20 protein-coding genes and 1 pseudogene are annotated in these 21,709 nt (G+C 39.1%); 14 read left to right on the forward strand and 7 right to left on the reverse strand.

The window, feature by feature from the left end:
- The first annotated feature begins 11 nt into the window (after positions 1-11).
- The 3 genes from M3225_RS23720 to M3225_RS23730 are packed head-to-tail and all read left to right on the forward strand — an operon-like array spanning position 12 to position 4,905.
- Complete coding sequence (locus tag M3225_RS23720) at positions 12-1,196, forward strand: exonuclease SbcCD subunit D (protein WP_251398462.1); 1,185 nt, start codon at positions 12-14, stop codon at positions 1,194-1,196.
- Positions 1,193-4,585 carry an AAA family ATPase gene (locus tag M3225_RS23725; RefSeq protein ID WP_251398465.1) on the forward strand — a complete coding sequence of 1,131 codons (3,393 nt, stop codon included), beginning with the start codon at positions 1,193-1,195 and terminating at the stop codon, positions 4,583-4,585. Before M3225_RS23720 ends, M3225_RS23725 begins: the two co-directional genes overlap by 4 nt.
- Positions 4,586-4,599: 14 nt before the next feature.
- Positions 4,600-4,905 carry an HNH endonuclease gene (locus M3225_RS23730; RefSeq protein WP_251398468.1) on the forward strand — a complete coding sequence of 102 codons (306 nt, stop codon included), beginning with the start codon at positions 4,600-4,602 and terminating at the stop codon, positions 4,903-4,905.
- Positions 4,906-4,951: 46 nt separating this feature from the next.
- Here the strand turns inward: M3225_RS23730 and M3225_RS23735 are convergent, their stop codons facing one another.
- From M3225_RS23735 to M3225_RS23760, 6 genes are all read right to left on the reverse strand, one after another.
- Positions 4,952-5,170: a spore germination protein gene (locus tag M3225_RS23735; RefSeq protein WP_251398472.1), complete on the reverse strand. Its 219-nt coding sequence runs from the start codon at positions 5,168-5,170 to the stop codon at positions 4,952-4,954.
- Positions 5,171-5,265: 95 nt separating this feature from the next.
- Positions 5,266-5,661 carry a spore germination protein GerPE gene (locus M3225_RS23740; protein ID WP_251398476.1) on the reverse strand — a complete coding sequence of 132 codons (396 nt, stop codon included), beginning with the start codon at positions 5,659-5,661 and terminating at the stop codon, positions 5,266-5,268.
- A gap of 12 nt (positions 5,662-5,673) precedes the next feature.
- Positions 5,674-5,850: a hypothetical protein gene (locus M3225_RS23745; RefSeq protein WP_013055355.1), complete on the reverse strand. Its 177-nt coding sequence runs from the start codon at positions 5,848-5,850 to the stop codon at positions 5,674-5,676.
- Positions 5,847-6,563: a spore germination protein GerPC gene (gene gerPC / locus M3225_RS23750; protein WP_251398479.1), complete on the reverse strand. Its 717-nt coding sequence runs from the start codon at positions 6,561-6,563 to the stop codon at positions 5,847-5,849. Before gerPC ends, M3225_RS23745 begins: the two co-directional genes overlap by 4 nt.
- An 89-nt stretch (positions 6,564-6,652) precedes the next feature.
- Entirely contained in the window at positions 6,653-6,928 is a 276-nt protein-coding gene (locus M3225_RS23755; RefSeq protein WP_029324687.1) for a spore germination protein GerPB, read from the reverse strand.
- Positions 6,929-6,958: 30 nt separating this feature from the next.
- On the reverse strand, positions 6,959-7,180 hold the full coding sequence (locus tag M3225_RS23760; protein ID WP_013055358.1) for a spore germination protein: 222 nt from the start codon (positions 7,178-7,180) through the stop codon (positions 6,959-6,961).
- Between the two features lie 198 nt (positions 7,181-7,378).
- Between M3225_RS23760 and M3225_RS23765 the strand changes: the two genes are divergently transcribed.
- Positions 7,379-8,551: a DUF418 domain-containing protein gene (locus M3225_RS23765; RefSeq protein WP_251398482.1), complete on the forward strand. Its 1,173-nt coding sequence runs from the start codon at positions 7,379-7,381 to the stop codon at positions 8,549-8,551.
- 78 nt (positions 8,552-8,629) lie between these two features.
- A complete protein-coding gene (locus M3225_RS23770; protein WP_251398485.1) occupies positions 8,630-8,977 on the forward strand; it encodes a DUF1516 family protein in 348 nt (115 codons plus the stop codon).
- A gap of 41 nt (positions 8,978-9,018) precedes the next feature.
- Here the strand turns inward: M3225_RS23770 and M3225_RS23775 are convergent, their stop codons facing one another.
- Positions 9,019-9,579 carry a DUF2777 domain-containing protein gene (locus tag M3225_RS23775; RefSeq protein WP_251398488.1) on the reverse strand — a complete coding sequence of 187 codons (561 nt, stop codon included), beginning with the start codon at positions 9,577-9,579 and terminating at the stop codon, positions 9,019-9,021.
- A 171-nt stretch (positions 9,580-9,750) separates the two neighbouring features.
- Here M3225_RS23775 and asnB point away from each other — a divergent pair, with 171 nt between their 5' ends.
- The 9 genes and pseudogenes from asnB (at position 9,751) to M3225_RS23815 (ending at position 21,696) form a co-directional block, all read left to right on the forward strand.
- On the forward strand, positions 9,751-11,598 hold the full coding sequence (asnB, locus tag M3225_RS23780; RefSeq protein ID WP_251398491.1) for an asparagine synthase (glutamine-hydrolyzing): 1,848 nt from the start codon (positions 9,751-9,753) through the stop codon (positions 11,596-11,598).
- A gap of 106 nt (positions 11,599-11,704) precedes the next feature.
- Positions 11,705-12,394: pseudogene (locus M3225_RS23785) on the forward strand (ammonium transporter); the annotation flags it as partial.
- 148 nt (positions 12,395-12,542) lie between these two features.
- Positions 12,543-14,057, forward strand: a complete 1,515-nt coding sequence (locus M3225_RS23790; protein WP_251398494.1) for an alpha-amylase family glycosyl hydrolase — start codon at positions 12,543-12,545, stop codon at positions 14,055-14,057.
- Positions 14,058-14,114: 57 nt separating this feature from the next.
- A complete protein-coding gene (locus M3225_RS23795; RefSeq protein WP_251398497.1) occupies positions 14,115-15,149 on the forward strand; it encodes a LacI family DNA-binding transcriptional regulator in 1,035 nt (344 codons plus the stop codon).
- A 130-nt stretch (positions 15,150-15,279) separates the two neighbouring features.
- Positions 15,280-15,414 carry a hypothetical protein gene (locus M3225_RS29695; RefSeq protein WP_285885997.1) on the forward strand — a complete coding sequence of 45 codons (135 nt, stop codon included), beginning with the start codon at positions 15,280-15,282 and terminating at the stop codon, positions 15,412-15,414.
- A gap of 280 nt (positions 15,415-15,694) precedes the next feature.
- Positions 15,695-17,242 (forward strand): L-glutamate gamma-semialdehyde dehydrogenase, encoded by a 1,548-nt coding sequence (gene pruA / locus M3225_RS23800; protein WP_251398500.1) that lies wholly within the window; start codon positions 15,695-15,697, stop codon positions 17,240-17,242.
- 23 nt (positions 17,243-17,265) lie between these two features.
- On the forward strand, positions 17,266-18,471 hold the full coding sequence (locus M3225_RS23805) for an ornithine--oxo-acid transaminase (RefSeq protein ID WP_251398504.1): 1,206 nt from the start codon (positions 17,266-17,268) through the stop codon (positions 18,469-18,471).
- Between the two features lie 103 nt (positions 18,472-18,574).
- Complete coding sequence (locus tag M3225_RS23810; RefSeq protein ID WP_251398508.1) at positions 18,575-20,254, forward strand: M20/M25/M40 family metallo-hydrolase; 1,680 nt, start codon at positions 18,575-18,577, stop codon at positions 20,252-20,254.
- Between the two features lie 23 nt (positions 20,255-20,277).
- Positions 20,278-21,696, forward strand: a complete 1,419-nt coding sequence (locus tag M3225_RS23815) for an amino acid permease (protein WP_251398511.1) — start codon at positions 20,278-20,280, stop codon at positions 21,694-21,696.
- Positions 21,697-21,709: the final 13 nt, after the last annotated feature.

Consider the following 21,709-nt stretch of genomic DNA (forward strand, 5'->3'; position numbering starts at 1 on the left):
GAGAGAGTAACATGCGTTTATTACATACAGCGGATTGGCATTTGGGGCGAACGCTAGAAGGTCGAAGCCGTCTAGCTGAGCAAGCACAGTTTTTAGAGGAACTGGCAGACATTGTGGAAGAGGAAAAGATAGATGCTATTCTCATGGCGGGAGATGTCTTTGATACGGTCAACCCTCCAGCAGCGGCAGAGCAGCTTTTTTACGAAAGTATGTCTAGGTTGAGCAACAATGGAGAACGTCCGATTATTGTTATTGCAGGTAACCATGATAACCCAGATCGGCTGTCGGCAGCTTCTCCATTAGCAGTTCATCAAAATATTACGCTTCTGGGTTTGCCTACTACCGATGTAGAAAGCATTCACATTCCTACATCAGATGAAATATTAAAGGTGGCGGCTCTTCCTTACCCATCTGAATCAAGGTTAAAGGAACTGTTAGCAGAAGAAAATGATGAGCTGGCTCTTCGAAATTCATATGATGCCAGAGTAAAAGGTATTTTTGATAAAATGAGCGAGCAGTTCACAACAGATACCGTTAACATTGCAATGAGTCATATTTACGTAGCAGGCGGAAGTTCAACGGATTCAGAACGTCCAATTGAAGTAGGAGGAGCTTATACAGTGGCGGCAACTAGTTTACCTGCTAATGCTCAATATGTAGCATTAGGACATTTGCATCGACCGCAAATGATCAATCGCGCCCACACCCTTGCAAGATATTCTGGTTCACCTCTTGCTTATAGCTTTTCAGAGTCAGGATACGCAAAGTCCGTTACCATTTTAGATGCTGAGCCAGGAAAAGAGGTTGAGGTGACTGAAATTCCATTATCTAGCGGAAAGCCTTTGACACGTTGGAAAGCGAAAAACGGATTGGCAGAAGTATATACATGGCTTGATGAGCAAAAAGATGCGCAGGCATGGGTCGATTTAGAAGTTCACGTAGAAGATGCACTTTCTCTAGAAGAAATCCATCGCCTTCGTAAGCTTCATCCAGGCTTTATTCATATTCGTCCGGTGTTCAAAGCAGAAGAACTAGCACATGAAACACATTCACAGCGCGAAGTGCCGATCGAAGAACTGTTTACAAAGTTCTATAGCAGGCAAACTGGCGGAGGGGCACCTGATACTGAGTTAGTAAAACTGTTTTTAACCTTGATTAACGATGAAGAAGCATTGGGAAAGGAGGATGAAAAATGAAACCTATTAACTTGACAGTTTCAGGACTTCACAGTTTTAGAGAAAAACAAACTGTCGATTTTGAAGCGCTGTGTTCAGGCGGTGTGTTCGGAATATTTGGTCCTACAGGAAGCGGGAAATCCTCCATTTTAGATGCCATTACACTAGCTTTATACGGAAAAGTAGAGCGTGCAGCAAATAATACACAAGGAATTTTAAATCACGGGGAAAATGAACTGAAAGTAACCTTTACGTTCGAACTGGAAAACGCTAGTCATAAAAAACGCTATACTGTTGAACGAAGCTTCAAACGGATGGATGAGCTGCGTGTGAAATCAGCTTCAAGTCGATTGATTGAAGTAGAAGATGAAACGTACGTATTAGCGGATAAAACGAATGATGTAAACCAGCAGGTACAGGAACTTCTTGGTTTAACAATTGATGATTTTACAAGAGCTGTTGTATTACCACAAGGAAAATTTGCAGAGTTTTTATCGTTAAAAGGGACGGAACGTCGTCAAATGCTTCAGCGTCTTTTTAACCTCGAGCAGTACGGAGATCAGCTTAGTAAGAAAATACGTTATCAAGTTCAGCAGCTAAAAACAGACCTAGATAAAATCACAGCAGAACAAGCAGGATTAGGTGAAGCTTCAACGGAAAAAGTAACGGAAGCCGAGCAGCTTGTAAGTGATAGTATTGTACTTTTGGAAAAACGAGAAAAAGAAGCGGCTGATTTGCAAGAGCGATACAATCAGCAGGCGTCTCTTTGGAAAGCGCAGCAGGAAAAAGCACTGCTAGAAGAAAAGCTAGCACATGCTTCCCAGCAGGAAGAGGAGATTAGCCAAAAGCAAGATTTATTGACGAAAGCCCAGCAGGCCGAGCGTCTTTTTCCTTATTTAGAAACATTTGAACAAGCTGAAAAACAGCAGAAGCTTTATGAAGATAAAGTAGAAAATTTAAAAGCACAAATTGTTCAAAAAAGTGAGGAATATAAGCGTTCGAATAGCTTATATGAGCAGGCTCGCTTGCACAAAAATGAACAGCAGCCCAAATTAGTTGTTCAAAAAGAACAGCTTCAACAGGCTTCTGATCTCCAAAAACAAATTAAAGAGGGACAGCAAGAAGTAAAAGAAGCGGAAGGCTCTCTTCAGCAAAAGCAACAGGCACTTCAAGCAAAAAATGATGAATTAATGCAAGCAGATAAGCGGTATCAGCAAGGTTTGACCCTTCAAAAAGAGTTAAAAGAAGCATTAACAAAAGTGGAGATTCAACCTGATTATCGACAGGCTGTCCAGCAAGCATTCTACCGTTATCAAGTATGGAATAATGATAAAAAAAACCTAGATGAAGGCCAAAAAACGTATAAAGAAAAAGCCGAACAGCTTCAGCATTTGCATACACAAAAACAAACACACCAAGAGAGATATCAGCAAACAATAGAACGAAGTAAAGGGTTATTTTCAGATATTCAAGGCTTGTATCACACTGTATGTGAGCGGGAAAAAGAGTTTCAGCAGCTTTTTCAACAGGCGGATCATTTAATGAGTGACCTAAAAAGACGTAAAGAAAAAGAATGGTCACACCGTCTGGCTCATCAATTAGCTGAGCAGCTGACCAAAGGAGAGCCTTGTCCAGTTTGTGGCTCTGAGCATCATCCTAACCCCGTGTTAAACCAAAAAGAAGAAGATGTTACAGCAGAATCAGCGGATCAGTTCGAAGATCAAGTCAATCACTTGCGGGAACAGCGATTTAGCTATTCATCGCTTAAAATGCAGCTTGAACAGCTAGCTAAACCTCTTGTTGAAAAAATACCTGATTTAGCTGGGTTTATGAATGAAGTTGGCGAAGTTCCTGCTTTAGGAGAAATGGATACAGATGCCTTTGACCAGTATGCTAAGAAAATAGAAGTTGAAATCAAATCTCTTGAGCAAGATTATTTGCAGGTAAATGAAAAACAGCAAGCAATTCTCGGGCAGGTACAGAAGGTGCAGCAAAGTCTTGAAAAGATTGAATTAGAGCTTGCTCATTATCAAAAAGGACAAGCTGAATTAGAAGGGAAAGTCAATCAGCAAAAACAAGCGTTACAAGCAGGAAAAGCAGCTTTTCAACAAGACTATCCTTCCTTTGTATTTGAAGAGATGGAAATAATTAACGAACAGCTGGCTGAAAGAGAAAAAGAAGAGCAGACAATAAAGGCTCGAATTGAAAAAAGTAGCGTATTTTTTGAGAATCAGCAAAAGAAAATCGAACGTCTAAAAGAAGAGAAATATGCGGGCGAAAAAGAATTTACAGAATTAAAAGCGATGCTGTCTCATAAACAATCTCTTGTTCACTCACAAATTGAACGCTTGCGTACGCTTACAGATCAAGAAGATATTGAACAAGCGCTGCAAAAAACAGTTCTTTTACTTGCGGAGTTAGAGACAAATGAACAACAGGCGTATCAGCATTGGCAGACTGTTCAAAAAGCGTATCAAACACTGCAAATGGATGAAAAAGCAGCGAGAGAATCTCTAGAAACAGCTCATATCCAGTATAAAAAAGCAGCTGGAAAATGGGAAGAAGTTATAGGGAATTCTTTATTCAGCGAAGGAAAAGAAGTTCAGCAAGCTTTGTTATCACATGGTGAGATGAAATTGTTGGATGAAACTGTTCAGGCTTATTGGGACAACATAAAACAGATGAAATCATCAATTGAACAGTTAAATATCCAGCTTAATCACCAGTCTATAGAAGAGCATCAATTTGAGGAAACTCAGCAGTTACTTCATGATATAAAAGCAGCTGTGAAAGAAGCCGTTCAGCTCAAGGGAGCAGCTGAGCAAACGTTAAAAAGCGTCAAAGAACGACATGAGCGATTTTTAGTGCTTGAACAGGAGTGTGAAGAAAAACAAGCGTTATTTGAACAGTATCAAAAGCTTCAAACAGTATTTAAAGGAAATGCTTTCGTGGAATATATTGCTGAAGAACAGCTGATGTCCGTTAGCCGAGATGCTTCGGAGCGTCTGGGTATATTAACACGTCAGCGCTATGCGGTTGAAGTTGATTCCCAAGGCGGCTTTATCATGAGAGATGATGCAAATGGGGGCGTAAAACGTCCGGTTTCAACGTTATCCGGAGGAGAAACATTTTTAACTTCCCTCGCTCTGGCCCTTTCATTATCTGCACAAATTCAGCTAAGAGGAGAATATCCACTGCAGTTTTTCTTTTTAGATGAAGGATTTGGAACGCTTGATGGAGAGCTTCTTGATACCGTTGTTACGGCGCTTGAAAAACTTCAGTCCAATAATTTATCAATTGGGGTCATTAGTCACGTACAAGAACTTCGGGCTCGGCTGCCAAAACGTTTGATTGTTGAGCCTTCCGAGCCATCTGGCAAAGGAACTAGTGTGAGAGTAGAAACTTTATAGGGAAGGAAATCTATATGAAGAATAAAGACAGGCGGATAGGAACATGTGAATTATGCGGAAGGCAGGATGTCTTGACGACCGTGCATCATTTAACGCCAAAGGAAATGGGTGGAGCGTTTGAACCAACGGCAAACTTATGTATTCCGTGTCATAAACAAATTCATGCGTTATATACAAATGATGAATTAGCCATTCGTCTTAATACGATTTCTTTATTACAAACTGATGCTAAAATTAGCTCGTTTATTAAATGGATTCGTAAACAGCCTTCTTCTAAATTACCTAAAACCAAAAAATCAAATAGCCGAAAATCCAAGTGAATGAAAAACCCCTTATCCGCTTTATTAGCAAAGATAAGGGGTTTTTTTAAGCATTTGCCGCTATATTTTGATCGAATAAATCTGGATCTAACGTATTTGTTCCTGAAATGCCGTTATTTGTATTAACAAAGTTACCTGTATTTAAGGAACCGGAGCCTGCCGCCGTTTTAGCAGAACTTTTTGGAGAAACGTAGAACGTATCTCCAAACGTTACGACACCGCCTCCGACGCTCGCAATACTAACGGGTCCAATTAATGCTGGCATGAGGTTCACACCCTTTTTTCGTGATATTAGTTTAGTATATGAGCAGCTTCTTAAAAGGTTCACTCACTGCTGCTAGCTTCTGAAGCAACTTTCTTTCATGTTCCTGTTTCAGCTTCCTTTGAAGGTTCATCGTTGATCAGTTCACGAATATGTTTAATTCGAGCTTCTGCATAAACATTGCACGTTGATCCAACATGAATAATTGATGAGAATGAACATCCTTTTATATCAATTCTATTAACGCGGATTAAAGGTATTTCATTCCATGTTTGCACAGGAATAGGTTCATAGTCACCGTGGGGAATAGACTCACTAAAGATAGCATAATCATCAAAATTTCCTTCTCTGCCGTAGAAAAACGGATATTGTCTCCGGTCGGCTAAAGCTTTATTAAGTAGGTGAATTTCTGTTGAATCTCCAATTTGGCAAAAAGAGCTCGCTGACAAGGAATTAATTTCTATATAATTAACAGAAGATGTGCGTGAAAGCATACATAAGCTCCTTTATGATAACGATAATGGAACATAAGGGCCGATAATCAAAGATTCCGCTGGCGTATCAAATGTTGAAGATAGAGAGATGTAATTTGCATCACCAATTAAAAAAAGAGAGGAAGAAGATACGCCTGTAATACTAACGTCTCCAACAAGCAATTCACGGTTTACAACGTTAAAGTTCATGAAGGGGGTCCACCTTTCTTTAAAGATTCAGGTAAATACGTTAAAAATGCGTCAATTCCTTTTTTCATGTCTTCATAAAGTTTGCCGATAATTTGAGGTTTGATTTGTTCAAAATTTCGTTCCATTTCTTCCGGCTGAACTTGCTGTATATAAAAAGTAATCCGCTGCTGCAGCTGCTTTTTAATATCTTCTAAAATAAACTCGTAGTACGATTCATCAATCATCATCGAGCGCTCATCAAGCACATGTTGAACCATAGAAAATCCATATTGATTAAGTTCACCTAAAATCGTTTCGTGAATATCGGAGACCCACTGCTTTTCTAGGTGGCGGTCCAATGGTTTTAAGCTAGGATTTTGCGGTCCAGGACCTCCGGGTTGTCCCGGCTGCTCACCTTGAGGCGGCTGCCCTTGTGGCTGAGCTCCTTGCGGAAATGTTACTTCTGGTTTCTCATTAATAATGATATCTTCTAAATTGTCAGGTGTAAGAGGGTTTAATCCAATATTTAATGTTCCATCTAAAGAATCAATTTTTAACTGTTCAAATTTATATTCGATTTTATCAATTTTAATAGGTGGCTGTTCACCTAACTCTTTTATTTTTTGCTGAAGTTCTTGTACGTTTTTTTCAAGCTGAGCAATGCGTCCTTCTTGCTGCTGAATATACGAAGACATTTGCTGAACATACTGATATACTTGCTGAATATAGTTCATGTTATCCACCTTCAATCACCTCGATTCCCTTATCTTCTGATAAAGAAAATAGTTATATATATACATATGGCGCTGAAGGTTGTAACATGTCAGTCGTTGTCTCGCGCTGGAGGAGTTAACGACTGTGAAAAAGGAGCTGGGGCAGTTCCTGCGCCGGTTCCGGGGGTAAAGGTAGAAGGAGAAACAGATCCAAGAATGCCTTTTTTTGTTTCAGTAGGTGCAGCGCCTGTAAATCCTCCTGTATTAAAGAGATTTGAGTTCGGTTTAATGACACCTACGCTTCCAATTTGAAGTACCGAAGAGTTACTTACAGCACTGATTTTCATACTTTGAATACAGATACTTTGATTCACATAAAAGTTCATAAGCATCCTCCTGTATGAGCTTCATTTCTATTATAGATTTCCAGCAACATTTTGATCATTTACGTCATTGTCTGACGTATTGGTTGAGCTCTGCTGATTCACAACATATAATCCGTCGCCTGTATTAAACGAACCTGCGCCAGCAAATGTTTTAGCAGTGGAAATAGGGGCTATTGTATAAACATCTCCAATATGAAAGACGCTGGCTGAACCAACACTGTTAAGATTAACAACACCAACAATGGCAGGCATAGGCAAACACCCTTTTAATTTAGTCTAGTAACAGCATATGAAACCTAGACAAAAAGGTGATTAATGCTTTTTACTTATCTATATGCAGAGAGTAAGCAAAACATTAAAGAGAGGAATGGAAATAGTAAACATTGAAGAAAAACTTTCGCGTTCGATATAATGTGAAAGTAATAATGAAATAATGTAAGGTGTGAAAGAATGAAACGTTTCAAAATGAACGCAGCTGATAAAGAACAGCGTATTGAAGCAGCGGATGTATTAAAAGGAATCGCGCTTATTGGTATTTTGCTCATGAACATGCCGAATTTTTATTCGCCTGCTTCATATTACGATAATAATTTGTTGGACGGTTCAAGAATGAATTATGTTGCTAACGGATTAGTTGATATAGTTGTAGGACAGACAGGCTACGCGCTGCTCGCTATTTTGTTTGGATTTGGTTTTATGAAAATGTTCCAGTGTACATACGAAAGGCAAGTAAGTTTTACTCCTTTTTATGTACGAAGAATGACGGCTTTGCTTGTCGTTGGGGCTATTCATGCTTTATTTATTTGGCACGGTGATATGATTGTGATATACAGCTTTTTTGCTTTGATCATGCTATTTTTTCAAGAAGCAAAGAAAGAAGTGTTATTAGCGTGGGGAACCGGAATATTTAGTATTTACGCTGTGATTATGATTGTTATTTTAACAGTAGCGGCTTTTGCTAATGAAGGAGAAACAGCAGCGGGAGTTCACCAGCCTATTATTGACCAAGCGCTTCAAGTATATGGACATGGAAGTTTTGCATCAATCTTTCATCAGCGCTTGCTTGATTGGTACTACGCGTATAATTTAAATACGGTTCCTTTTCTGTTTTTGTCGCTATTCCCACTGTTTTTATTAGGTGGTTTTATGGCAAAAAGCGAGTGGTTCGAAGAAATAGAAGAATATATAGTAGAGACAAAGTGGCTTTGTCTTATTTCATTCATCGTATATACAGCATCATCCGTACTGCCGTATGTTTTAGATCACAATGTAGCTACATCCTATATTCACGATACAATCGGAGGAACGGCAGGAGCTATTTTTATTGTAACGTTGGTCACATTAGCTATGCGAAGTTTATCTATTCAAAAACTCATGCAGCCATTTGCCTTTTTGGGGAGAATGATTTTAACTAATTATATTGTCCAGTCTATTGTATGTACATTTCTTTTTTACTCATATGGATTAGGATACTACGGACATATTTCAATTGTAGAAGGTTTGTCTATTGCCGCGATTATCATTTTTATTCAACTGCTGGGAAGCTGGATATGGATTAGCATATTTTCAGATGGGCCGCTTGAAAAATTCATTCGGTATGTTACTTATGGACGCAGCCGCTAAAAATCCTTTTCCTTCCTTATATCATTGGTGAAGGAAAGGTTTTCATGATATGATATTTTCAGAAAGGACGTGAGATGAATGGCTCCACTACATATTCATGTAACGCTTTGGACATTATTGATTATCTCGTTTGTGGTTTCGTTGATTTTACATCGAGCAGGTAAAACTAAAGGTCAGAAAATCCTACATATGGTGGCCAGACTTTTATACTTATTAGTATTAGTATCAGGTCTGCATATGTTAGCAGCTTGGTACCATTTTCAAGGTGCAGCGCTCATTAAAGGAATTGCGGGAGTGTTAGTGCTTGTGGGAATGGAAATGGTACTTGTTCGTACTGAAAAAGGAAAGCGTACAGGCGTTGCTTGGGCAGTTCTTGCAATTACGCTTATCTTAGTATTCTATTACGGATATGTCGTACTAGGATAAGAAAAAAGCTATCTTAGATAAGATAGCTTTTTTCTTTTGCTTTAATCTAAAAAAATATTCATTGAACGTTCTCCATCGTTAACGGTATATTCAAATCGATCTAGGTGATGTATGCCTCGTTCGAATAAATGCTGAACGGCGCAAATTTTTTCCTCATTGTCATAAATGATAAAATTAGCACCTTTTGTATCACCGTCTGTCGGTAAAAAACATAATGTGTTGTGACAGTAAATACAATCATAAAGAGAGAATTTTAATGAATTTAAGTGATGAGTAAATGATAAAAAGGTCTCTTTCGGTAGTGATTGAAGCAGCTGTTCGTATGCATAAGGTAGCTTTTTGGTCAGTCTTAGCTTATCGCCATTTCGCAATAAATACGTTCCATCGTGAAGCTTTATTTGACGGTCATCAACCATAATGGCTTTTTCCCAGCGTGTATCAATAAGAAGTTCTAATGTATCATCCATTACTTCATGGAGCATGGAAGCTTCGTCACTTTCATCTTCAAAGAAAATCCACTGTGAATCAACACATTCAACCGTACCAATCACGAAGGAACGCGGCTGATTGTTCATAGCTTGTTGTTTATAATAATGATTCATAATCAAACCTCCGTGTGAAATTTATCCATATTTTTTTATTGCCTAAAAAAGCTCTCTTTATAACTTGAAAGTAAAAATAAAATATAAGGACAATTCAACTGTAACTATTGTGTGCATACAATGGCATTATTTCATTCATAAACAAGAGCGTGAAAGAAAGGATGATAAACGATGTGTGGTATAACGGGTTGGGTCGACTTAAAGCGATCGCTTTTAAATGAAACAGCAACAATAACAAAAATGGCTGACACTTTATCGAAAAGAGGTCCTGATGACACCAACGTATGGACACAGCAGCATGTTGCCTTTGGACACAAGCGCTTAGTTGTAGTAGATCCTCAAGGCGGAAGACAGCCGATGACGAGAGAAAAAAACGAACAGCTCTACACGCTTTGCTATAATGGAGAGCTGTACAACACAGAAGATATTCGGAAAGAATTACTAAAAAGAGGTTATCAATTTCAAGGGCATTCAGATACGGAAGTACTTCTAACATCTTATATAGAATGGAAAGAAGCGTGCGTAGATCATTTTAACGGTATCTTTGCTTTTTCAATCTGGGATGAAGCCAATGAAAAGTTATTTATAGCACGCGACAGAATGGGAGTGAAGCCCTTATTCTATCGATCTTATGAAGGCGGAATTCAATTTGCATCAGAATTAAAGGCGATATTAGCTCATCCTGAGGTGAAAGCAGAAGTAGGATTAGATGGATTAGCAGAAGTGTTTGGCTTAGGACCTTCTCGTTCTCCCGGCCACGGCGTATTTAAAGAAATAAATGAATTGCGTCCGGCTCACGCGCTCACGCTTACGCGTAACGGGTTGAAGATTTGGCGATACTGGAACGTAAAAAGTGAGCAGCATACAGATGATTTAGGTGAAACTACAGAAAAAGTTAAATTTTTAGTGCAAGACGCGATTGTAAGACAGCTAGTGTCGGATGTCCCGGTTTGTACATTTTTATCAGGTGGAGTAGATTCAAGCGCCATTACAGCAATTGCTGCAAATGCGTTCAAAGAAAGCGGCAAGGGCTCTCTTCATACGTATTCTATCGATTATGAAGACAATGATAAATTTTTTAAAGTAAATGAGTTTCAGCCAAATTCTGATGGAACTTATATCAAGCTCATGTCGGATACGTTTCAAACAAATCATCACCGCTGCATTATTTCAACGGAGGACCTTGTGCAGCATTTAACAGAGGCTGTAGAGGTGAGAGACCTTCCTGGAATGGCTGATGTAGATTCATCGCTGCTTTGGTTTTGCCGGGAAATCAAAAAAGATTTTGTCGTGAGCTTATCAGGAGAATGTGCGGATGAAATTTTTGGGGGATATCCGTGGTTTCACCGAAAACATGATTTGTCTTCGGATACCTTCCCTTGGATGCGTTCATTAGATGCTCGAATCGATTTGCTGCAAAGTTCATGGAGAAAGAAATTACAGTTAGAAGATTATGTGCGTGCAAGATATGAAGAAACATTAAAGGAAGTGCCTGAATTAGAGGGTGAATCGTTAGAAGATGCACAGCGGAGAAAGCTGTTTTATTTAAATCAGGTTTGGTTTATGACAACTTTATTAGATCGTAAAGATCGCATGAGCATGGGAGCGAGCTTAGAAGTACGCGTGCCTTTTGCAGATCATCGCCTTGTGGAATATGCATGGAATATTCCGTGGGAGATGAAAATGACGGGCAATAAAGAGAAAGGAATTTTACGCAAAGCGCTTGAAGGAATTTTGCCTCATGACGTTCTTTATCGCAAGAAAAGCCCTTACCCTAAAACGCATAACCCCGCTTATACAAAAGCTGTAACTGTATGGCTTCAATCTCTTTTACAAGATAAACAGTCACCTCTTCATGAATTTTTTGATAAGCAGCAGTTAAAGCATATTATTGATACAGGCGGAGAAGGATTTAAAGCACCGTGGTTTGGTCAATTAATGACAGGACCTCAGCTGCTAGCTCATCTAGCTCAAATTCACGTCTGGTTTACTCACAATAATATTCAAATTGTTGAATGACAGGACCCTCTCAGTACAGAGGGTTTTTTATGAAATAAGTCATCTATTTCTTTTTTTGTACATTTAAGTAGAGAAGAAGACCGGAGTCTATTTTTGTATAACTTTACATGGAGGAAGTACATTAGCAGCCGATCCTGCTCATGTACCAGGAATCATCGCAACGACATTAATGTCTGGGTCATGCGGAGTGTTGTCTTCTGCTTTATACACAAAGTTTCGCTACAAACGTATTGATGCTAGCTTAACATTAAACGGTGCCTTAGCTGGACTTGTAGGGATTACAGCTGGAACAGCAAACGTATCGATTCCAGGTGCGATCGTAATTGGGCTGGTTGCAGGAATTATTCTAGTAGAAGCTGTACATTTTATCGATAGCAAAATGAAGTTAGATGATCCAGTTGGCGCTATTACTGTTCACGGAATTTGCGGTATTTGGGGGACGCTGGCGGTGGGGCTGTTTGATACAGCTAATGGTTTATTTTATGGCGGCATACAGCTATTAGGTATTCAAGCTCTTGGAATTATAGCTGTGATGGGCTGGACAATTGGAACGGTTGGGTTGTTCTTGTTTGTCCTCACGCGTTTTTCTTCTATTCGAGTATCGAGCGAAGAAGAAATTGCTGGTTTAGATTTTGCTGAACACGGTTCATCCGCATACGAATTTCGTGAAAGTTTTGTAGCGACAGGAGACGGTAATCTTCATCCTGAATTTGGGGTTGGATTGATTGATCGATTAAATAAAGTTGGTAAAGTATCGGATAAACCTCATATAACGAACGTAAATGAGACGATATAGCGATATATAGATAGGAAAAGTGATTAAAAGCAAAAACTTTTAATCACTTTTTTTGTTTTTATCAACTTATTTAACAATAATGTAAGCGTTAACGTTATAATGGAAACAAAAGTGAGTTTGAAACAGTTCGTCTATAGGAGGGGAATAGATGAAATGGAAGAGGAGAAGTATGCTGCTTGTACTATTATTGCTTTTTGGAAGCAGCGCCTCAGCGCAAGATCATAAAGATATACATGATGAGGTGATATACTCATTGATGATTAACCGTTTTTATAATGGAAGTGAACAGAATGATCGAAATGTTAACTATGAACGCTTAGATGCCTATTATGGAGGCGATTTACAAGGAGTAGCACAAAAGTTAGACTATATTCAAGAGATGGGATTTACCGCTGTTTTATTAACGCCTTTTATGGAAAACGATGATGCAGGCTATCATGGATATGCGGTGACCAACCATTATAAAATAGACGATCATTTTGGAACGTTAAAAGACTTACAAAATCTTGTAAAGAAAGCACATGAGCGTAATATAAAAATTATGGCCGAATTTCCTTTAACAATCAGTAACAATCATACCTGGGTAGCAGATAAAGGAAAACAAACATGGATAAGTAATGAATCCGGTACAGATAACGAAGTAATTAAAGCGCTGCCTCATCTTAATCTAAAGGAAAGCGGTGTGCAGAAATACCTTATTAAAAATGCTGCTTGGTGGAGCAAACAAGCAGCTATTGACGGATATTACATCAAAGATATCGATCAAGCTCCTTCTGAATTTATTTCATCATTTTCTCAGACGCTAAAAAGCATGGACCCTTCCTTTCTATTAATAGGAGAAATAAACGGGCATTCATTAAAAAAAAGTGAACAGGCTAAGTCCTTAGGAATTGATTTGCTTGCAGATAGAGCTTTAGCCGAAGCCACTGCTGCTACATTTAGCGGTACTAATCGTCCACAGAAAATGTTGTATGACAAGTGGGAAAAAGGAAGTAATCTGCCTTTAGCAAATTTTTTAGATGATGTTCATAGCACACGTTTTACAGCAAAAGCATTAAAGAGTGAAAATCATCCTGGAGCCCGAACAAAGCAAGGACTTTCCTACCTTTATACGTCACCGAGTGTACCAATCGTCTTTTATGGAACGGAGATTGCGCTGAATGGGGGAAAGGGAGCAGAAAATTATGGCATGATGAATTTTTTAGCTAATCCCGATATTATAGATCATATAAAAAAACTGGCTGAACTTAGAGCAAAGTCGCCTTCTCTTCGAAAAGGAAGTTTTACCCTTGTTTCTGAGCAAAAAGGTGTGGCTGTATACAAGAGAAGGTATGAAGACGAAACGACGTTTGTTGTGATTAATAATACAAAGGATACGTCGGCCATTAATCTCTCGCTTGAAAAAGTTGGAAAAGAAAATGAATTAAGAGGGTTAATAACGGAAGGAATTATACGGCCAGTTGACGATGTATATAGCATTTCATTGGAGCCTGAGACCACAAATGTATATAAAGTAGTGAAAAAGTCAGGATTTAATATTGGATATATCGCAGCGGTTGCCGTTGTTTATACGGGATTTGGCATCTTTTTGTACAAAGCATCGTCAAAAAGAAGAAAAGAAAAGAAAATTTCTCAATCTCATAAAAAGGACAGCGCGTCGTAGTTGTCAAACTATATTGGATAAGTATTAATGAAGAAAACATAATTAAGAGGTGGAATTATGGGTGTAACAATAAAAGATGTGGCAAATTTAGCAAATGTAGCCCCTTCGACGGTATCTCGCGTTATTGCAGACAGCTCAAGAATTAGTGAAAAAACAAAACAGCGCGTGCGATCGGCTATGAAAGAACTTGGTTATCACCCAAATATTATTGCGCGAAGTCTAGCAAATCAAACGACAGAGGCAGTCGGCCTAGTGATGCCGAGCTCAGCGGACAAGGTGTTTCAAAATCCATTCTTCCCCGAAGTGCTAAGAGGAATCAGCACCGGAGCTCACGAAAACAAAAGAGCGATTTATATGTCCACTGGGGAAACGGAAGAAGAGATTTTTGCAGAAGTTGTTCAAATGGTACAGGGGAGACGAGTGGATGGATTAATTTTGCTGTACTCCAAAGTTGATGATCAAGTACTTTCTTATCTGCAAGAGCAGAGCGTACCGTTTGTAGTTATTGGAAAGCCGTTTAAGCATAGTGAAAGCATCACGTTTGTTGATAATGATAACTTTAAAGCTGGAAAAGAAGCGACGGAATATTTAATTGAATCGGGTCATGAGCGTATTGCCTTTATTGGAGGAAGTCTTCAATTAGTCGTTACCATTGATCGTTTGACTGGCTATGATAAAGCGATTCAAAAAGCAAATATTCCTTATCGAGACGAGTATGTAATTCATGAAGAATTTCTACAGAAGGGAGGAAAAGAAGCTGTTTGCGAACTTTTATCTTTAAAAGAACGTCCAACGGCTCTGGTAGTAGCAGATGACCTAATGGCATTAGGCGTTTTAAATACATTGGATGAAATGGGGATTTCGGTTCCTGAAGACATCTCTATTGTCAGTTTTAATAATGTCTTGATCGCCGAAATGGCTAGACCTGCTCTCACATCTATTGATATTAATATTTTTGAACTTGGTTATCAGGCTGTACGCTGCTTGATTAAGCAGATTGAAACGCCGTATGCTGTTGCAGAACAAGTGCGCGTTCCTCACAAAATGATTAAAAGACAGTCCTGTAAAACCATTCAAATGACTAAAAGATAACTTTATATACAAATAGAAAGAGGCTGGGATAAAAGTATTTTAGTTGAAGGAAGATCCGAACGATTAATCGTTCGGATTTTTTCATTGTTAGGGTGAACGTAGGTTTACTGTATGTAGTTGCTTCTAGCTGTTGATTGGAGGGCAAGGCGAAGACTCCTGCGGGAAAAGCGGAATAGGTGAGACCCCGCAGGAGTGTAAGCGACGAGGAGGCTCATCGGCCGCTCGCGGAAAGCGAAGTCTTGCACAGCAATCAACAGCGGTGTAATAAGTGATCCATACTAGCTCATTTATCCCATTTGTTCGTCTTTAGATTGAAGTGATTTAATTATGTCTCAATCTCTTTCTTTATGCTAAAAATATTGGCAGTTAAAGTGCCGAAAAAATATACACATGCCAATTATTTTTTTCTTTTGTGAAAAAGAAAGAATGGCATGAGTGATGAAATTCTTGATAAATAAGGGGGCTATGAAGTTTTATTAAAAGTTGGCACGCTATTTGCATAACTATAAAGTAAACAAAAATTTGCATACTAGGAGGTATATATCATGGTAGTTTCTTATTCTCATGAACCATTTACAAATTTTAAGGACGAAAACAATAAAAAGGCATTTCAAGAAGCATTAACATATGTAAATACACAGCTTGGCAAGACGTACCCGCTTGTGATCGACGGTGAAAAAGTGGAGACTGAAGAGAAAATTACGTCTGTTAACCCAGCGAATATAAAAGAAGTGATTGGATATGTATCTACAGTTAATAAAGATCTAGCAGAGCAAGCGATGCAGTCAGCTCTAAAAGCTTTTGAAACGTGGAAAAAATGGAAAGTAGAACATCGCGCAGATATTCTTTTCCGCGCAGCGGCCATCATCCGTCGAAGAAAGCATGAATTTTCTAGTTATCTTGTAAAAGAAGCGGGAAAGCCTTGGAACGAAGCAGATGCTGATACAGCAGAAGCAATTGATTTTTTAGAGTACTATGCACGTCAAGTCCTGACATTAAAAGACGGTTCCCCAGTACAGAGCCGAGACGGTGAGTATAATCAGTACAATTATATTCCGCTTGGCGTAGGTATTATTATTTCACCATTTAACTTCCCGTTAGCTATTATGGCTGGAACAGCGGTAGCAGCCATCGTAACGGGAAACACAATTTTATTAAAACCAGCTGATGCCACTCCTGTAGTAGCAGCGAAATTTGTAGAAGTAATGGAAGAAGCAGGATTACCAAAAGGCGTATTAAACTTTATTCCTGGTGCTACACCTGAAATCGGTGACTACTTAGTGGAACATCCAAAAACACGCTTTGTTTCATTTACCGGCTCGCGCGCAGTAGGTTGCCGCATTTACGAAAGAGCAGCAAAAGTACAGCCGGGACAAAAATGGCTAAAACGTGTTATTGCTGAAATGGGCGGAAAAGACACGGTGATTGTAGACAAAGATGCAGATCTTGATTTAGCAGCTTCTTCAATCGTATACTCTGCATTTGGTTTTGCAGGGCAAAAGTGCTCCGCAGGTTCTCGTGCTGTTGTGCATCAAGATGTGTATGATGAAGTGCTTGAAAAAGCAGTGGCGCTAACAAAAACATTAACTGTTGGAAACCCGGAAGAAGTTTCGACTTATATGGGACCTGTTATTCACGAGGCTTCGTACAACAAAGTATTATCGTATATTGAAATTGGAAAAGAAGAAGGGCGTCTCGTTGCGGGAGGAGAAGCAGACAATTCAACTGGATACTTCATTCAGCCAACTATTTTTGCGGATATAGATGAAAAAGCTCGTCTCATGCAAGAAGAAATTTTTGGTCCGGTAGTAGCATTCTCTAAAGCGCGAGATTTTGATCATATGATGGAGATTGCAAACAATACAGAATATGCATTAACAGGAGCTTTATTATCAAATAACCGCGAGCATATTGAACGCGCTCGTGAAGAGTTCCATGTTGGAAATCTGTATTTTAACAGAGGATGTACAGGAGCGATTGTAGGGTACCAGCCTTTTGGCGGATTTAATATGTCAGGAACGGATTCAAAAGCAGGTGGACCAGATTATCTTGTTCTTCACATGCAAGCAAAAACAACATCTGAAACATTCTAATTGGGAAATGAGGAGGAATAAATATGACAACTGAAACACAAAAAACGGTGAAAATCATTGAGCAAACAGAAAAATTTGGGGCACACAACTATCATCCGCTGCCGATTGTAATTGAAAAGGCAGAAGGCGTATGGGTACACGATCCAGAAAATAATAAATATATGGATATGCTAAGTGCTTATTCCGCTGTTAACCAAGGACATCGTCATCCAAAAATTATTGAAGCATTAAAACGTCAAGCTGATAAAGTAACGTTAACGTCACGAGCGTTTCATAATGATCAGCTTGGTCCATGGTATGAAAAGATTTGTAAATTAACAAATAAAAATATGGCTCTTCCAATGAATACGGGAGCAGAAGCGGTGGAAACAGCCATTAAAGCTGCACGCCGCTGGGCTTACGATGTGAAAGGTGTTGCTGAAAATCAAGCACAAATCATCGCATGTGTGGGCAACTTCCACGGTCGTACAATGACAGCTGTTTCATTATCATCTGAAGCAGAATATCAACGTGGTTTTGGACCGATGCTTCCAGGGCTTCAAACGATTCCTTACGGTGATTTAGAAGCGTTAAAAGCTGCTATTACACCAAATACAGCCGCATTTTTAATTGAGCCAATTCAAGGTGAAGCAGGTATCGTTTTACCTCCAGAAGGCTTCTTAAAAGCTGCAGCTGACTTATGTAAAGAACATAATGTGCTATTTATTGCTGACGAAATCCAAGTCGGCTTAGCGCGTACAGGCAAAATGTTTGCTTGTGATTGGGAAGGCGTAGAACCAGATATGTTGATTTTAGGTAAAGCGCTTGGAGGAGGAGTTTTCCCTATTTCTTGCGTAGTAGCTAACGAAGACATTTTAAGTGTCTTTAACCCTGGTTCTCATGGTTCAACGTTTGGAGGAAACCCGCTTGCTTGTGCCGTATCATTAGCTGCTTTGGAAGTAATTGAAGACGAAGAACTTCCAGCGCGATCATTAGAATTAGGTTCTTATTTCAAGCAGAAGCTCCAAAGCTTAAGCAATCCAGTTGTTAAAGAAGTGCGCGGCCGCGGTCTATTCATCGGGGTAGAATTACACGAAGAAGCTCGTCCTTATTGTGAAAAATTAAAAGACCAAGGTTTGCTTTGTAAAGAAACGCACAGTACGGTTATTCGTTTTGCTCCTCCGTTAACGATTTCAAAAGAAGAGTTGGACTGGGCAATTGAACGAATTGAAAGAGTATTTGCTGAGTAATCGGTCTAAAGTAAATAAAAATAGTACGATATGTATATATCGTACTATTTTTATTCATATGCAGCTAAATGACGTTTTTATTTGATAGGCAGGAGGAATAGAAGTGTATATCCAACTCTCACAGCTAAGCATTGAAGAGCAAGTGGAATGTTTAACAAAAGCGTTAGTGAAAATCAAAAGTATCAATGGGACAAGCGGCGAAGTGAAGATTGCTGATTTTATTAAAAACACGCTTCAAAGTTTTCCTTATTTCAAAGAAAATCCGCTTCACGTCTGGGAACAGAAAATTAATGGCGATACGCTAGGTAGAAAAAATGTATTTGCTTTTATTCAAGGCAGCAAAAAAAATGCTCAAACAATTATTTATCACGCTCACTTAGATACAGTCGGCATTGAAGATTTTGGTTCATTAAAAGACATAGCGTTAGATCCAGAAGAACTTCAGCGCTATTTCTCTATGCATAATATTAATGAAGATGTACAGCGAGATGCTCGCTCAGGTGAATGGATGTTTGGAAGAGGAGCCGTTGATATGCAAAGTGGAATTGCTGTACATTTAGCCAATGTGTTGCATTTTACTAAGTATCGAAATCAATTAGAAGGAAATGTGCTTTTTATGGTCAATCCAGATGAGGAAAGTCAGCATGCTGGAATTATTTCTGCTGTTTCTGAACTGAACCGTTTGAAAAAAGAAAAAAATCTTTCATATGTAGCAGCGATTAATACCGACTTTATTACACCTCTGTACGATGGAGATTCCACGCGCTATATTTATACAGGAGCTGCCGGGAAACTGCTTCCATGTTTTTATATTTACGGAAGGGAAGTGCATGTAGGAGATACGCTTGCTGGTATAGATCCTAATTTGATTGCATCTGAGATTACGAGAAGTATCCATAACAATATTAATCTAGCTGAAAATATTGAGGGAGAGTTTGTACTGCCACCTTCCTGCCTGTATCAACGAGATAATAAAGAGGCTTATAATGTGCAAACCGCTGTAAGCAGTCATTTGTATTTTAACTATTTCATCTACGAACGAACGGCAAAAGAAGTGATGAGCCAATTAATTGGATTATCAATCGAAGCATGTGAAAAAGTGGAGGGGGAACTTTCTGATTATTACGAACTTTTTGTTCGAAGAACGAATTTACCAAAGCGAAACTTGTCTTGGAAAGTGGATGTTGTGAGTTTGGAAGATTACCTGGAAGAATTGGATCAAAAAGGGATAAATGCTCAGGCTTGTATTGAACGAGCTTTCGAACAGTATGCGAATTTAGAACTTAGAACAAGGTGCTTTAAAGTAATTGAAGAACTTCAAAAGTTAGATCCGCATCAAAGTCCGCGCGTAATTGTCTTTTTTGCACCGCCTTACTTGCCTCATAATCACTTGAAGAAAGACGAAAGCAGAGATCAGCAGCTTCTCTATTCCTTACAAGCGGCTGTGGAGAAGGTTGGAAAACAGACGGGAGAGACGTTTCAGTTTAAAAAATTCTTCCCCTATCTAGCGGATGACAGCTTTTTATCTCTTCATGAGACGGATAAGGAAATCGATGCTTTTACACGTAACTTTCCGGGGTGGGGTATTGCAGGGACGATTCCTTTCCATGAAATTCGAGAGTTAAATATTCCGTCCATTAATATAGGAGTATATGGGAAAGACGGACATAAGTGGACAGAGCGAGTGTACAAACCTTATTCGTTCGGCGTCCTTCCTAAGTTGATTCAAGAAACAACTGTTCATATGTTAAAAAGTTGTCATGCTTGTATAAACAACATATAAGAAAATGAAGAATGGAGGTACTGATGAATAGACATACAGAACAAAACCAATTACAGAGAACAATGAAAAGCAGACATTTATTTATGATTGCGTTAGGAGGCGTTATTGGGACAGGACTATTTTTAGGTTCGGGTTTTACTATTAGCCAGGCAGGGCCAGGAGGAGCCATTCTTGCTTATATAATAGGTGGCTTCCTTATGTACTTAGTTATGCTTTGTTTAGGAGAGCTAGCGGTAGCGATGCCGGTTTCAGGTTCCTTTCAAGAATACGCGACAAAGTTTTTAGGACCTTCTACAGGCTTTATGATTGGATGGCTGTACTGGTTCAGCTGGGCAAATACGACAGGGCTTGAATTTACGTCAGCAGGAATTTTAATGCAGAGGTGGTTTCCTGATGTACCTGTATGGTCATGGTGCTTAATTTTTGGCGTCATTACGTTTTTAATTAACGCTCTTTCTGCTCGAAGCTATGCTGAAACTGAATTTTGGTTTTCGAGTATTAAAGTTACGGCTATTATTCTATTTATTTTAATTGGAGGAGCTGCTGTTTTTGGTTTTATCGACTTTAAAGGAGGAGAACCTGCACCGTTTCTTTCGCATTTCACCCAAGGCGCAGGTCTTTTTCCAAATGGAATACTGGCAGTTCTATTGACTTTAGTAACGGTTAACTTTTCGTTTCAAGGAACGGAGCTTGTCGGCATTGCAGCAGGAGAAAGTGAAAGCCCTGAGAAAACGTTGCCGAGATCCATTCGAAACGTCATTTGGAGAACGCTGTTTTTCTTTGTGTTAGCTATGTTTGTTTTAGTCTCTATTCTTCCATATAAAACAGCAGGAGTCATTGAAAGTCCGTTTGTTGCCGTGTTAGATCAAATTGGCATTCCATACGCAGCGGATATCATGAATTTTGTAATTTTAACAGCCGTGTTATCAGTGGCGAACTCCGGAGTTTATGCTGCTTCTCGTATGCTTTGGTCACTGTCAAACAGCAACATGGGGCCAAAACCTTTGAAGAAATTATCTTCAAAAGGTGTTCCAATTAACGCGTTAATTGTGACGATGATTATTTCAGGGTGCTCGTTGATTACAAGCGTCGTGGCTGCTGAAACGGTATATCTTTGGTTTATTTCGATTTCAGGAATGGTGACCATTATTGTTTGGATGTCCATTTGTGCCTCTCAATTTATGTTCCGCCGTCGTTTTTTAGCGGAAGGAGGAGACATAAGGGAGCTGAAATTTAAAACACCGCTTTATCCGTTCGTTCCTATTCTAGGTTTTTGTTTGTATGGACTTGTATTAATCAGCTTAATTTTTATTCCGGATCAACGAATTGGTCTTTACTGCGGGGTCCCTTTAATTATTGTACTCTACATGTATTATCACGTAGGAATCAAGAGAAATATTAATCAAAAACAATCGGATTCACCGGTTTATAAAGCAAAATAAAAAAGAAGTGCAC

This window comes from Priestia aryabhattai, assembly GCF_023715685.1.
GTDB lineage: Bacteria > Bacillota > Bacilli > Bacillales > Bacillaceae_H > Priestia > Priestia aryabhattai_B.

Bases quoted from the DNA above. Each gene is read 5' to 3' on its own strand.
- M3225_RS23720 (WP_251398462.1), top strand. From the start codon at position 12: ATGCGTTTATTACATACAGCGGATTGGCATTTGGGGCGAACGCTAGAA.
- M3225_RS23725 (WP_251398465.1), top strand. From the start codon at position 1,193: ATGAAACCTATTAACTTGACAGTTTCAGGACTTCACAGTTTTAGAGAA.
- M3225_RS23730 (WP_251398468.1), top strand. From the start codon at position 4,600: ATGAAGAATAAAGACAGGCGGATAGGAACATGTGAATTATGCGGAAGG.
- M3225_RS23735 (WP_251398472.1), bottom strand. From the start codon at position 5,170: ATGCCAGCATTAATTGGACCCGTTAGTATTGCGAGCGTCGGAGGCGGT.
- M3225_RS23740 (WP_251398476.1), bottom strand. From the start codon at position 5,661: ATGCTTTCACGCACATCTTCTGTTAATTATATAGAAATTAATTCCTTG.
- M3225_RS23745 (WP_013055355.1), bottom strand. From the start codon at position 5,850: ATGAACTTTAACGTTGTAAACCGTGAATTGCTTGTTGGAGACGTTAGT.
- gerPC (WP_251398479.1), bottom strand. From the start codon at position 6,563: ATGAACTATATTCAGCAAGTATATCAGTATGTTCAGCAAATGTCTTCG.
- M3225_RS23755 (WP_029324687.1), bottom strand. From the start codon at position 6,928: ATGAACTTTTATGTGAATCAAAGTATCTGTATTCAAAGTATGAAAATC.
- M3225_RS23760 (WP_013055358.1), bottom strand. From the start codon at position 7,180: ATGCCTGCCATTGTTGGTGTTGTTAATCTTAACAGTGTTGGTTCAGCC.
- M3225_RS23765 (WP_251398482.1), top strand. From the start codon at position 7,379: ATGAAACGTTTCAAAATGAACGCAGCTGATAAAGAACAGCGTATTGAA.
- M3225_RS23770 (WP_251398485.1), top strand. From the start codon at position 8,630: ATGGCTCCACTACATATTCATGTAACGCTTTGGACATTATTGATTATC.
- M3225_RS23775 (WP_251398488.1), bottom strand. From the start codon at position 9,579: ATGAATCATTATTATAAACAACAAGCTATGAACAATCAGCCGCGTTCC.
- asnB (WP_251398491.1), top strand. From the start codon at position 9,751: ATGTGTGGTATAACGGGTTGGGTCGACTTAAAGCGATCGCTTTTAAAT.
- M3225_RS23790 (WP_251398494.1), top strand. From the start codon at position 12,543: ATGAAATGGAAGAGGAGAAGTATGCTGCTTGTACTATTATTGCTTTTT.
- M3225_RS23795 (WP_251398497.1), top strand. From the start codon at position 14,115: ATGGGTGTAACAATAAAAGATGTGGCAAATTTAGCAAATGTAGCCCCT.
- pruA (WP_251398500.1), top strand. From the start codon at position 15,695: ATGGTAGTTTCTTATTCTCATGAACCATTTACAAATTTTAAGGACGAA.
- M3225_RS23805 (WP_251398504.1), top strand. From the start codon at position 17,266: ATGACAACTGAAACACAAAAAACGGTGAAAATCATTGAGCAAACAGAA.
- M3225_RS23815 (WP_251398511.1), top strand. From the start codon at position 20,278: ATGAATAGACATACAGAACAAAACCAATTACAGAGAACAATGAAAAGC.